The sequence below is a fragment of the Niabella sp. genome, assembly GCF_030150205.1.
Lineage (GTDB): Bacteria > Bacteroidota > Bacteroidia > Chitinophagales > Chitinophagaceae > Niabella.
In genome coordinates this window covers 250875-264886 of record NZ_JASLGT010000002.1, presented here as the reverse complement: position 1 = coordinate 264886, position 14012 = coordinate 250875, and the positions used below count along the sequence as shown (strand labels likewise).

General features: G+C 48.4%; 10 protein-coding genes. 3 read left to right on the top strand and 7 right to left on the bottom strand.

Going from position 1 to position 14012, the window contains the following annotated elements; translation table 11 throughout:
- The 7 genes from Q1V85_RS01690 to deoC form a co-directional block, all read right to left on the bottom strand.
- Complete coding sequence (locus Q1V85_RS01690) at positions 1-1425, bottom strand: glycosyltransferase (RefSeq protein ID WP_300596781.1); 1425 nt, start codon at positions 1423-1425, stop codon at positions 1-3.
- Positions 1422-2504, bottom strand: coding sequence for a hypothetical protein (locus tag Q1V85_RS01685; protein WP_300596779.1), 1083 nt, complete (start codon positions 2502-2504; stop codon positions 1422-1424). Before Q1V85_RS01685 ends, Q1V85_RS01690 begins: the two co-directional genes overlap by 4 nt.
- 49 nt (positions 2505-2553) lie before the next feature.
- Entirely contained in the window at positions 2554-2931 is a 378-nt protein-coding gene (locus Q1V85_RS01680) for a response regulator (protein WP_300596777.1), read from the bottom strand.
- 296 nt (positions 2932-3227) lie between these two features.
- Entirely contained in the window at positions 3228-5003 is a 1776-nt protein-coding gene (locus tag Q1V85_RS01675; protein WP_300596775.1) for an ABC transporter ATP-binding protein, read from the bottom strand.
- Positions 5004-6203 carry a hypothetical protein gene (locus Q1V85_RS01670; RefSeq protein WP_300596773.1) on the bottom strand — a complete coding sequence of 400 codons (1200 nt, stop codon included), beginning with the start codon at positions 6201-6203 and terminating at the stop codon, positions 5004-5006.
- 9 nt (positions 6204-6212) lie between these two features.
- The gene (locus tag Q1V85_RS01665; protein WP_300596771.1) at positions 6213-8804 is read right to left on the bottom strand and encodes a glycosyltransferase; all 2592 of its coding nucleotides are present in this window, start codon (positions 8802-8804) and stop codon (positions 6213-6215) included.
- A 615-nt stretch (positions 8805-9419) separates the two neighbouring features.
- Positions 9420-10088 carry a deoxyribose-phosphate aldolase gene (gene deoC / locus Q1V85_RS01660; protein ID WP_300596769.1) on the bottom strand — a complete coding sequence of 223 codons (669 nt, stop codon included), beginning with the start codon at positions 10086-10088 and terminating at the stop codon, positions 9420-9422.
- Between the two features lie 255 nt (positions 10089-10343).
- Here deoC and aspS point away from each other — a divergent pair, with 255 nt between their 5' ends.
- From aspS to Q1V85_RS01645, 3 genes are all read left to right on the top strand, one after another.
- Positions 10344-12170: an aspartate--tRNA ligase gene (gene aspS, locus Q1V85_RS01655; RefSeq protein ID WP_300596767.1), complete on the top strand. Its 1827-nt coding sequence runs from the start codon at positions 10344-10346 to the stop codon at positions 12168-12170.
- Between the two features lie 503 nt (positions 12171-12673).
- The gene (locus tag Q1V85_RS01650) at positions 12674-13024 is read left to right on the top strand and encodes a hypothetical protein (protein ID WP_300596764.1); all 351 of its coding nucleotides are present in this window, start codon (positions 12674-12676) and stop codon (positions 13022-13024) included.
- Between the two features lie 76 nt (positions 13025-13100).
- Positions 13101-13994, top strand: a complete 894-nt coding sequence (locus Q1V85_RS01645; protein ID WP_300596762.1) for an alpha/beta hydrolase — start codon at positions 13101-13103, stop codon at positions 13992-13994.
- Positions 13995-14012 lie beyond the last annotated feature (18 nt).

Genomic DNA, 14012 nt, shown 5'->3' with positions numbered 1-14012 from the left:
TTATGTACGCTTTTTATCAAATCCCTCCCGGGCCATATCTCCCCAGCTATGCTGGTTCCTGAAAATATCTACCAATCCCCTGATGCTGCTCCATACCACAAACGGATGAAAATTAAACGGCTCGCTCAGACTTGTCAGCAACAGCTTTGCGATATCGGTTCGCCGCCGGTACTGGTTATAGGTTTTTACTTCCATATACACTGCAAAGACGGAGTACAGGTAATTGAACCCGATCACTACGGCAAAGAGGGCAAAGAAAAGTTCCCAGTCTACAAGCCCTGCAAACACCATCACCAGGAAGGCGATAAACCCGAGAAATTCAATCACCGGTGCCAGCAACTCAAAAAAGAACCAATAGGGATAGCTCACCATTCCCAGCAACCGGTACCGGGGATTGAAAAACATGATCTTGTGAAACTTTAATGTTTCATAGGTTCCCCGGATCCAGCGGTTCCGCTGCCGTCCCAGCACTTTATAGGATGCCGGAGCCTCCGTCCAGCACAACGGATCGGGAATATAGGTAACCTTATACGGTTCTTTACGTTCCTCCATATAGCGCCGCATCCGTACCACCAGCTCCATGTCTTCCCCAACCGTATTGCGGTTATATCCGCCACATTTGATAACGATCTCTTTATCGAAAGCTCCAAAAGCACCAGAGATCAGCAATAACCCGTTGAGCCGGCTCCAGGCCATTCTTCCCAATAAAAAAGCACGGATGTATTCCAGCGTCTGCATACGCGGAAGATAATCCTTTGGCAGCCGCACTTTTACCAGGCTGCCGTGCTCTACCAGCGATGAATTGGCGATCCGGATCACCCCTCCGGAAGCGATCACCCGCCTGGTAGTGGCTTCCATAAAGGGCTTCACCATCTTCAGTATAGCATCCTGCTCCAGCACACAGTCTACATCTATGCAAATGATATAGTCGTTACTGGCAATATTCACACCCACGTTCAGTGCATCTGCCTTGCCTCCGTTCTCCTTATCTACCACCACTACTTTCCGTAATACGGGGTTACGGCTTTTATATACGCCCCTCACCTGTTTGGTAGGAATCTGGTCCGGAACAAAAAAATCGATCTTTTCCAGCTGGTAGGCATCGATCAGCTTTTGCAGACTATTGTCCTTACTGCCATCGTTTACGATGATCACTTCCAGGTTATAATAATAAATGGAAAGCAGTGACCGCACATTATCTACGATCGTGAGTCCTTCATTATAAGCAGGGGCAATAATGCTTACTGATGGTGCGTGCAGGGAGGAGGCGATCCTCCGGTAATCCGTTACCCGGTTCTGGTGAATATATTTGCGTGTTTCCCCGATGGAAAAAACACCAATGAATACATAAAACGCAAAAAGCACAATGGAGTATAAAAATATCCCAAATGCAAATATTTCCAGTATCAGGAAGCCCCAGTTCATTTTTTTAATTCAAACCTTAGGTGATTATAAATTTTCCGGAAAGGCGATGGCTGTTCCAATGCTTTTGCATCCAGCACGGCCCAACCATCGCTGCAACAGGCAGCGAGCACACGGGCTGCACCCAGTTTCAAAAAAGCATTCTCATTATCCAGCTCCTTCACCAGGAAGTTGCGTTGCGCATCACCAGCAATAACGGCCAAACTATTTAACAACACCTGCTGGTTCCGTACCGTTTCACCGGCATACTGGTTACAAAGGATGTCCGCCGTTGAATCATCGGCGATTTCTTTCAGCGTTTTTGCCGCCTGGCTTCTTACGGCTTCATTTGCATGCGTTAAACAATTGACTACATCCTCATGTACTTCAAAACACTGATAGATCTCGGTAAGCCTTAATGCAAATATGACTACGGTATCGTTCTCCGAATGCAGCCAGCCGCTTAAGCCCGGAATCGGCTCCGGGTCTATCGGCCGCAGCTGTTCAATTAAATTCAACTGCTGCCAGTCGGAAATGGAATGCGTCAGTACATTGAGGAACCGCAATCCCTTGAATCCATAAAAATTAAACATGGCAGACTGCGCCTCTCTCCGGATGTATTTATTCCGGTTATTGGTTAGTTTAAAGATCCGCGCATTCATATCTTCCTGCTGCATTACCGACAGTTCGTTAATGCCCTTTACTTTCTGATGCCATACAACGCTACCCAGCTTTTTCAGGGAATCTTCTTTAAATCCCAGCTCCAGGTACAGGGCAACCACTTTATCGCCCACGGCACCGGCCACACTCTTTTTTAATTCCAGCAGACTGTTGAGCGCAAACTGGCGGTTATTCGGCCGCTTCAAATGTTTTGCGAATTTAGCAGGCACCCGGATTTCATCTGCATCTTCCGCATCCTCAAGGATCCATTTGCTTACCCAAAGTTCAAACCCCATCCGGAATGATTCCGGCTGAAAAAAGGCAATTTTCCGTTCATAAAGATTCCAGTAAATCAGGATCAGTAAAACCACAATAAGCACTGCGAAGACAGCCGCCGTCGCATAAAAAAAACCAGGTTTAAAGAGGTCGAATATTGAAAGCAAGGACAATAATGTTATTCAAGAAATCAAACCGGAAGCAGCATGCTGTGCATCAGGAATGGGGTTCAGGGTTCAGGGTTCCCAGCAACCGCCGGATCCGCATTTCCAGCTCTTTCAGTCCAAAGGGTTTTACTACATAATCATCTGCACCCAGCAGGAAGGCCTCTTCCACGGCATTCTCCTGCCCCATGGCAGAAAATACAATAACGGGCATCTTTTTATTCTTTGCTTTGGCAGCGTTTAACACCTCCAGGCCGGAAACAAAGGGTAGCATAATATCGGTAATAACCAGGTCCGGAGTAAAGGACTCCAGCTCCGCCAATGCCTGCCGGCCATCGGCACAAGGATGCACGTCATACCCGATTTTCTTCAACTTCAACTCAATCGCACGCAGCAACGCTGTTGCATCTTCAACAAGTAAAATTTTCATAGTTTAGTTTTTTTGATATAAACAAAATCTATGCTCAATAATAACAAAACAAATACCGAGGTAACAATTTAAAGGGCCGTTACAGGGTATAACAATTACAGCAAAGATAGATAAAAAGCGGCTTTATTTTGCCAGGCGTGCCTTTTTGTTTACGGAAAACGCAGCCGGGGCAAACAGCTTTCCGGAGAAAAATCTCAAAGCGTTAGCAGAACAGGTATGGGCTGTTTTCAATGCCCTTATGAGGAACGGTCCTCTTCTTCTGAATATAAAAACATGGGGGCAACGAAGCCGGCAGGCTATAATGATTGGGCATACAAAGTTTTCTTTCCTTCCAGGTAGGCGGGATCGGGATTTCGTATGATATCTACGATGGTACCTTTTTCAAGATGCAGCACAATATTGCATAACCGCAGGGTATCAAGACGATGCGTAACCAGGAAGGTATTCCGTCCTTCTACCAGCCGCCCGATGGCTTCAATAACCAGCTGTTCGGTATGCATATCTAAAGAGCTGGTCGGCTCATCGAGCAACAAGACCGGTGCATTTTTGATAAATGCCCGGGCAATAGCGATGCGTTGTTTTTCACCACCCGACAACTTTGCGCCTCTCTCGCCCACCTGTGTATGATAACCAGCCGGTAAATTCATAATAAAATCGTGCGCATTGGCATTTTTTGCCGCAGCGATAATTTCTTCCTGCGACGCTTCCGGCCGGCCGTAAGCAATGTTTTGAGCAATCGTTGCAGATAATAATAACGGCTCCTGCAGCACGATCGCAAACTGATTGCGATAACTGGAAAGTTCGATCGTGCGGATGTCTGTTCCATCGAGTTGTATGGATCCTGAAGAAGGATTATGAAACCTCAATAATAAACTCAGCAGCGATGACTTTCCGGAGCCGGTTGAGCCGATAATGCCCAGGCGGTCGCCGGGCTGAAGCTCCAGGTTGACGCCGGAGAGTACCGTTTTTTCCGGATCATACGCAAAGGATACATTTTGCAGGGAGAACCGGCCCTTTATGGCCGGACAGGGAATATGCGGCATCGCTGTGTTAAATTCCTGCGGCTCATCAAACAGCGCATAAGCCCGTTTAATGCTGGTAAGCGAAGACTGAATTTCGGTAATATTTCGCGTGATCTTTTCCACTGGCCCATATATTTGCGCAACATACGCCAGAATCAGGGTCAGGTCGCCCAGTGTCATACGGCCATCTTGAATTTCATGAGCGCCCACATACATAAAAATTGCCGTAACCGTTGCAAACAACATCCCCGCCGCAAAGTAGAACCCTGTACTTGACCGGGCCACGCGCATCTGGCCACCCACCACTTCGTTTGCCCGATCTGTAAACCGTTTCGCCTCGATACTTTCCTTTCCAAAAGATTTGATTATCCGTATGGCACCCAGTACTTCGTTCATTATCGACATAGCGCTGCTCTCTCCGGTTTTTAAAATTTCCCACTGCCGCTTTAACCTGGCGGCGGACCTGCGCATGAGCAGCGCCACCACAAGGATCAACCCCAGCAGCACCAGCGAAAAAACAGCGTTGATCGAAAACATTACCACAAGCATGGCCACCAGGGTTACCAAAGAAATAACAAGCTGTGAAATATTATTCAGCAATAGCGTTCTGATACCGGTAGCATCATATTGAATGCGGTACAAAGCATCTGTTATTCCTAAATTATCGTGGCGCGTAATCGATAACCGTTGTACGTGATTAAAAAGGGCACTGCGAAACCGAAGTACCAGCTTTTCGCCAATAAACGTATTGAGCAGCCAATTGGCCACCATATAGCAGTTTTCCAGCAATGCAACACCCAGCACCAACGCTATTGAAAGCCACACCACGGTACTGAAATCAACGGTATTTCCCGGAAAAAACCCCGCAATAAAGCCGGGTAACGGCATATGGTTAAAACCGCTGTCGATCAGGATCTTTAATCCCAGCGGTTTTAGCAGCATCATGGGTACCGCCAGTACATCCAGCAATACTGTAAGGCCCAGCAGCAGCCAGTACGGTCGCGCCTGTTCCAGTACACGAACCAATAAGGATCTTTTTTTTATGGTCATTTACCGGGCACTAATTTTATCAATTAAAGGAACAAGCACTTTACTACTTTCAAAATAAACTTCTGCCAGTTCTCGGGCCGCCCTGCTATGGCGACCAGGATCGGCACAAACGGCTTCAACAGCCTCCAATGCAGAAGCAGCATCGGTAAAAGCAAACAGGCCCTCACCCGCAGCAATCGTTTTTGACCACCCCGTTTCCTGTGTAATTACCGGTTTACCGGCTGCGAGGTAACAGGCAGACCGGTCCGAAAACCAGCCGCAGTTAGATTGAACGTAGGCATTTTTTGCCACTGTTAATTCTGCACCAGACCCGTAAATATACTGTTGGTATGCTTCAGCCGTTGCTATAGCCACCCGGGGGTCCTCAATATTCCAGTCATTATGCCACTGTGCAAGATTATTCCACGAAGCCTCAAATTGAGATGGTACTGCCAATACCATCTTAAAATCTGCGGATGGATATTGCGAAGGGATGTGTACTACCTTTCCGAATTCCTTGTTTTTCTGGCCCCAGAATTGTCCTGCATATACCATATCGCTGCGCACAGACCAGTTCATCACTGTGCTAAAGACGATGCGGGAACCTCCGCGGGCAACATGATGAACCCAATAACGGAGACAAACCGGCTGACGTGTAGGAATCCACTCCAGGTTCAGCATGGGCACCAGGCAATCCGGCTTGCCAATATTTTCCCCGAAAGTAAAGCGATAGTCGTACCATGTGTATTGTTCCCTGATCTCCCGGGCAGATCCTTCGGGATCCGCCTCCTGCCAGTATTGCACCTGGGTAAACATTGGATCCGTATCAATCAGTACTTTTTTGGGAATACGTGTGTAAGCATCGTTCCGCAGGCTGGTTGCTCCGGAGATGTTGATGAATATATCCGCCGTCTGCATCCATTCTTTTATTTTGTCTTCGGACAATCCATAACAGGCTCCGGATCCTATATCGCGATACGCCCATCGTTCCCGGAAGCCATGCTGTTCCATTATATTTTTCAGATAGCGGATACTTTCTGTAGCATCATCCCAATCCTGGTTTTCTTTCTGGTACGTGGAATATTGCCCCGTATCTTCAAGATACAGCACATCATGCCCGAGATCCTTCAACCCTGTAAGGTATTGCAGGTAGTGCCAGGTAAGACCGCCTGTGGGAAAAAGCCCTATATATCCTCCTACAATAATACGCAACTGCTCCATTTCTTTCGTTTATTCGGTTTCCGCAGATATCGATGCTATGAAAGCATCTCTTATTTTTAATTGTATACCCGGTATCAATACCTCGCTGTCCTCCGCCGCTGCCGGTATTGCTTTATATTGCAGCTGATGAAAAGCCGGCAGTATCTGACGCAAAGATTGCCGGTATCCCTGCCAGAGCTCATAGATGAGTACAAGCAATAATCCTGCTAATAACGCAGCTCCGGTCCATTGCTGCCGCACCACTTCGAAGACAGCCCCCATCAAAAGCAACATGCCAATAGCAACCGGGAGGCGGAAAAAACGGGGCCGGAATTTTAATTTAAGATATTGCCGGCCCTGGCCATGCTCTTCAACCAGCACCGAGCTGCGCATGGCCACTACTAAATGATGCGTAGATTCCAGGTCCCAGCGATCAAATGCACGCCCCCGTTTTACCTGGGCACCCGATGCCTTCAGGTTTGTTTCCAATACCATAAGCCACTCCTGTGCAGCCTTCCAGGTTTCGGACCATACCGCCCGGCCGGAAGTTACAGCGTGCGCAGCATCATGTGCGGCCGTACCACCCGTACGTTTTCTCCAGGGCGTTAAACCATTCTGCACACGCCCTATTAAACGCGCCGCAGGTTGTACCAGGTGCAGCAAAGCTATCATCCAGAAGTACTTAGGATGACATCTTAGTCTTTTACTGTTTTTCCAGTTCTTACCTGCGCTGTACAGGATCTGTGTTAATGAAGCGGCTATGCAGATGGCCAGTACCACCCATGCAGCGAACCATACCGGCCATAACCAACCCAAACATCCAAGGATGCCAATTGCCACACAAAGCATTCCCCACTCCGGCATCAACGGGATCAATCCCCACCAATTCTGGGAAGAACTATATACCGATTGAAACAGGGCGCTACCCCAACTGCCGAAAAATATCTTTTCCTTTTTCCAGGGTATGGGAAAAGTAGTGCCGGCCCCGTAAATACTGCCACCCCAATTGTAATGACCAAGTGCATTGTACCGCTCCGGCCATTTCTGTTCCAGAAGGGCTTCTGCCTTTCCATAGCCTTTTTGCTGTTTCCAGTAAGCGCGAAACGAATTTCTGCGGTGATGCCAAACCATGGCACCCGGATGATATCCAATAGTGCCGCCGGCTTCCTGCAACCGCCAGCATACATCCACATCGTCTCCGGCGGTACGATAGCGCGGATCAAACCCTCCGATGTCCAGAAGGGCCTGACGGCGGATCACCATATTACAACCGGGAATATGTTCGGCTACTTCATCCGTAATCAACACCTGCAAAGGGCCGCCCGGCGCACAGCCTACACAGGCGGCAAGATCACCATCTTCATCGGGTACCAGGTTCGGCCCGCCCACAGCAACATGATCACTGTGCGTAAAGGCATAGGATAAATAGTTCAGCCAGTCCGGATCGGGGTAAGCATCATCATCAATGTAAGCAATCACCTCCCCCTGTGCAGCCCGCATGCCGGTATTCCGGGCATTGCTCAGTCCCATATTTGGCGTACGGATCAGCTGAACCGGGTACCGGCTCACAATCTCAGCCAGGTTATCACGCGAGCCGTCATCCACAACAATCACCTCATAATTTTTATAGTTTAGTTGCAGGATCCCCTCCAGGCATTGGGCAATGGTTCTGCTGCCGTTGTAGGAGCATACGACAACGGAGAAACGGATTGGCGCAGGGTTGATGCTTTGTGCCATGCCGGTAAAAGTAGCTGCTACAGCAGCCATTGCCGGCTTTGCAACCCGCTGGCGGTCAACAAGCCCAAAATCCCAATCCAGTATCTCCAGCCCTCCCCGCCACCACTCATCGGTCCAACTGAAAATAAACAGCCCGGCACATCCTTTTCCAAGGATCATCCGCATTTGCCAGCCAACAGCGGCAGCTTGTTGTTCCAACCCGTTACGCAGGCTGTCCAGGCCGGTTTCTGCCAGCAGCAGGGGCCGGTCGCCACAAAGATTGTGCAGGCGCGCAAGGTAACCCGACAACTGCTCCGGGGTTTCCAGGTACACATTGATGCTGTAAAAATCAAGGAAGTCCAGCTCCAGATATTCAGTGGTAGGATAATTTACATAGGTTACCAGCCCTTCGGGATCGGCAAGTTTTACCGTATCAAATAACCGGCGCAAAAACCGTTCTACTTTCTTTTTTCCATACCATCGTACAATGGGTGCCGGAATTTCATTGCCGATCGTGTAGCATAAAATTGCGGGGTGTTGTGCGCAGGACTCCACGGCGTTCCGCACACGTTGAATAATAGCGTCGCGGGTCTGCTTGTCAAGAAACGTCAGGTGTTGCTCCCAGGGCAGACCGATCATTATTTTCAGGCCGTATTGGGCGGCCAGACCAAGCAATCCGGCGGGTGGTACCGTATACGTGCGCACACTGTTGATTCCATTGGCCTGCATCAGCCGGAAATCCTGTTCTACCTGCCGGAGAGGTGGAAACTGATGGCCCTGCTCATCCGGCGCAAACGTTCCGTAGGTGACGCCTTTTATGAAATATTTTTTGTCACCACAAAAGATAAATTTTCCCCTTACCTGGGGGCGTTCTAACCCGACTGCCTCATTTGTTTTGGTTTCCATTTCTTACCCTTTAAAGTTTTGCACTACTAAAAATCGGAGAAGAAGGGCTTTCTTTTGACGGCTGATACCATTCCTGTATGAGCCATGTGCATTTCCTGAAAGGTTGCAATTCATTAATACCGGGGACAGCGTAAAGAACATACGATCCCGCTTATTTGTAAAAAGCCTCGCTGAGGCGCTATGAACGATCACATCGCTCCGATGACAAAAAATCAAAGATCCAATCGTTCCGTCCGGCTACCCCGTCCCGGATTATCAGCGCACGGCAACAAGCATCCGTATTTCTTTTAAACAGGATGCGCGGTTATTAAGACGACAAAATTATGTTCAACAAGAAGAATTGCGCATAGTCTCCAGGGTCATTTGCAATACGAAAAGCGCTTCAGTTTCTTCGGATTAAAAAAATTACGGATCTATCACTGACCTCTCTAAAGCAGTTGCTTCCGGAAGCCTACTCAAATGTATAAAAAATGTAAATGATAATCAATGGGGAGCCAACATTTTTTTGTTTTGATAACACTCGGCGCCGTTACCCGTTACCGGTGTTTATAAAGCGTTGCTGTTATGAAAAGCATGTTTTTGTCCCGGACCGGCGCATGATGCTGCACGGCAGGATCAGTAGTTCCCCGTTCCTTTTTCCCCGTTCACGATGGCCACGCCGGCACTGCAGCCGAGGCGGGTGGCCCCGGCATCTACCAGCTCTTTTGCAAAGGCGTAATCGCGGATACCGCCGCTGGCTTTTATCTGCACGTTAGGTGGCAGGTGTTTTTTAAACAACTGTACGGCATGCACGCTGGCGCCCTTTTCTGCATACCCGGTGGAGGTTTTTAAATAGTCGATACCGGCCGCACCGTACAATTCGCAGCATTTAATGATTTCATCATCGGTTAACACACCGCTTTCAATAATGATCTTGATCACCTTACCCTTTTCCCGGATCACCGGCATCAGGTGATTGATTTCGTTAGCCAGGTATTGCCAGTCGTTATTCTTCAACGCGATGAGATTGATCACAATATCCAGTTCATCCACCCCATCTACCAGGGCCAGTAATACCTCCGCCAGCTTGGCTTCGATGGCCGAATAGCCAAACGGGAACCCGATCACCGTAGCCGTTTTCACCGCCGAACCCTCCAGCAGGGCCTTTGCTTTTTTTACAAAAGGAGGTGGCACACAAACAGCTGCAAAACCATATTGCTTTGCCTCACTGCACAGTTTTTCGATGTCGCTTACCAGGGTGGTAGGCTTCAGGATGGTATGATCGATGTATTGGGCGATGTCCATTGTTCTTATTTTTAAAGTGCAAACCTACTGATTTCTGACTGCTCAGCATTTGAAAATTTGAGAAGATAGAAATGTGAAAATTGAGATGCCGTTACAGTGCCATGAACCTCCTCCGGTCGATATTCTATAGACGATCGATATCTGGTATCTTGTGTCTGGCTTCAGGCATAAAAACGAATCCTGCCTCAAACCTGAAACTTGGAACCTGGAACTTTAAACCGCCCCCAGCCCTTATCTTTGCCGAAATTTTGAAGCATGTTTCGTACACAAACCTGCGGTGAACTAAGAATCGCAGATGTTAATAAAGAAGTGACCCTGGCGGGCTGGGTGCAAACCGTTCGTAAGTTTGGCAGTATAACTTTTGTGGATCTCCGCGACCGTTATGGCATTACCCAGCTGCTGTTTTCCGAAGCGTTGAACAGCCAGTTGGACGCCAACCCGCTGGGCCGGGAATTTGTGCTGCAGATCACCGGTAAGGTAAGCGAGCGCAGCAATAAGAATAAAAACATCCCTACAGGAGATATTGAGATCATCGTAGATCATTTTTCCGTGCTGAATAAAAGCATCACCCCTCCCTTTACCATCCAGGATGATACCGACGGCGGAGATGACCTGCGGATGAAGTACCGTTTCCTGGATCTGCGGCGCAATGCGGTAAAGAAAAACCTTGAGTTACGGTATGCAGTAAACCGTGCCACCCGCAATTACCTGCACGAACAGGGTTTTATGGATATAGAAACCCCGTTCCTGATCAAATCCACTCCGGAAGGCGCCCGTGACTTTGTCGTTCCTTCCCGCATGAACCCCGGCGAATTTTATGCCCTGCCCCAATCGCCCCAAACCTTTAAGCAATTGCTGATGGTAAGCGGGTACGACCGGTATTACCAGATCGTAAAATGTTTCCGGGATGAAGATTTGCGTGCAGACCGTCAGCCGGAGTTTACCCAGATCGACTGTGAAATGGCCTTCGTGGAACAGGAAGACATTCTCCACATGTTCGAGCACCTGATCAAGCATATTTTTAAAGCCGTAAAAGGGATCGACTATACCGAAACCGTTGAGCGCATGAGCTGGGAAGAAGCCATGTGGCAATATGGTAACGACAAACCGGATATCCGTTTCGGCATGAAACTGCTGAACCTGAAATATCCTTCCCATGTATTTGGCGGAAAAGAAAACAATGCGCACCTGATCGCAGACGCCGGTTTTGGAGTGTTTGATGATGCAGAAACCGTACTGGCCATTGCAGTGCCGGGCTGCAGCGAATATACCCGCAAGCAAACGGACGAAATCACGGAATGGATAAAACGTCCGCAGATCGGGATGAAGGGCCTGGTATTTATCAAATGCAATGCCGACGGCAGTTTTAAAAGCAGCGTAGATAAGTTTTACAGCGAAGACCGGTTAAAAGCCATTGCCACCGCAACAGGTGCCCAGGCAGGCGACCTGATCCTGGTGCTGGCCGGTGCCGAAGAGCGCACCCGCAAGGCCATGAGCGAGCTCCGTTTGGAAATGGGCAAACGGCTGGGACTTCGGAAGGAGAACGAGTTCAAATTGCTGTGGGTACTGGATTTCCCGCTGTTTGAATATGCGGAGGAAGATAACCGCTGGGTTGCGCGGCACCATCCGTTCACCTCACCCAAGCCATCGGATATTGAAACTATGATCGGTAATAACCCGAAGATTGAAAATCCGGCAGAATACCTGAAACATCCTTATGCCAATATCAAGGCCAATGCCTATGATATGATCCTGAACGGAAACGAGATCGGAGGTGGTAGTATCCGTATTTATCAGAAAGAGCTGCAGCAGAAAATGTTCGAAGCACTGGGTATGGACGAGGCAGAGCAATTGCATAAATTCGGATTCCTGCTGGGAGCCTTTGAATATGGTGCGCCTCCGCACGGAGGTATTGCTTTTGGGTTCGACCGGTTATGCTCCATCCTGGGCGGCAGCGAAAGCATCCGTGATTTTATTGCCTTCCCCAAGAACAACAGCGGAAGAGATATTATGCTCGATGCTCCGGCCACCATCGACAACAAGCAGCTGGATGAATTGCAGATAAAGATCGATTTGAAATAACGGCTGCCTGCTAGCAGCATTATAGAACAAATAATTTAGGACCGGTGGTGATCTCTTGTCAGAATTATCGCCGGTCTTTTTTATGCCCGACGTTACGACAGATCTGTTAACCCGCGGAAAGGGATTTGAGAGATCTCTCCGCTCCCGATCGAGGTGACGGTACTCTTCCGTCGTTTCGAGCTTGCCGGGAAACCTCTACCGGATTTTCGTTCTATCCAGGTTTTAAAATTCCTCAGGCCTGATGATAACGGAAAGACCTCTCCGCTTCGGTCGAGGTGACAGCAATTTTACGTCGTTTCGAACTTGCCGGGAAACCGCTACGGGATTATCCTTCTAACCGGGTCTCAAAATTCCTCCGGCCTGGTGATAACGGAGCGACCTCTCCGCTGCGGTCGAGGTGACAGCAATTTTACGTCGTTTCGAGCTTGCCGGGAAACCGCTACCGAATTATCCTTCTATCCAGGTTTTAAAATTTTTGTATTTTTAAGACCAAATATTAAACCATGCTGCAAATTTTGATCCGGAGCATACCACAACTGATCATTTTAGGAGCCCTGCTCTTCTACCTGGTCAAAAAAAGAAATACACTCAGTGTTATCCTTTTCGTTAGTTGCCTGGTAAGTTATGCGATCGGCGAACTTCAGATCCAGAAATCCATGTCTTTTCAGAACGACCCGGGTGAAAGGCTACGGACGATGCAACTGCTTGGTACCCTTTCACTGCTTTCTTATACCGTTTTTGCCGTTGCCTTTTTAGTGCTGATCATCAGCATTCTTAAACCTCCGGCACCGGGCTATCAGTTCCTCGACGATTCAAAACAAAGCAATGAAGAGCCTCCGCAAAATCTTCTGTAAACCATTGACCGAAGCAGGAAACGGCATACATCATCCCGATTCACTATTGACCATTCACCATTCATAAACAATTATCATGAAACGGATTCTTTTATACACCCTTTGTTTATCGCTCTTTATTACCGCCTGTAACAAGGACGATCATTTCAAACCGGGTGAACCGACCGTAACCGCAGAAGCCCAAACTTTAAAAGATGTGGCATATGGCAGTGATAACCTTCAAAAAATGGATGTTTACCTGCCGGCGAACCGGTCTTCCGCAACCACTAAAGTATTTATCTTTATACATGGCGGCGCCTGGGCAGAGGGTGACAAGGCCGATGCGGATCATGCCCCTTTAATTGATTCATTAAGAAGACGCCTTCCGGATTGGGCGATCTTTAATTTAAATTACCGGCTCGCCAGCCTTAACGGTATCACGTTGAAAAATAAATTCCCGGCCCAGGAAGAAGATATCAAAGCCGCGATCCGATATATCTACGACCGCCGCCAGACCTTTACGATTTCTGATAAATGGGTATTCGCCGGAGCCAGTGCCGGCGCGCACCTGGCTTTGCTACAGGGATACAAGAATAACGGAACGATTCAGCCCAAGGCGATCATCGACCTTTTCGGGCCCAATGACATGACCGCTTTATATAATACTTATAGCAGTTCCGACCCGGGTGAAGCGTTCCTGATCAGTTTATTATTAAGTGGTACGCCCACCAACAATGCCGTCATGTATCATGACAGCAGTCCCATTAACTATGTAACAGCTCAATCGGCTCCCACGATTATTTTTCAGGGTGGCCTGGATGACGTGGTACCCAAAGAGCAGTCTTACGCTTTGCGGGACAAACTCAACAATGCCGGTGTTAAAAACCAATTCGTTTTTTATGATAATCAAACGCATGGCTGGTCAGACCCCGCGATCTGGTACGACTGCCTGAATAAGGCACAAAACTTTATTAACGCCAATGTGCAGTAAATTTAAAGGATAAAGCTG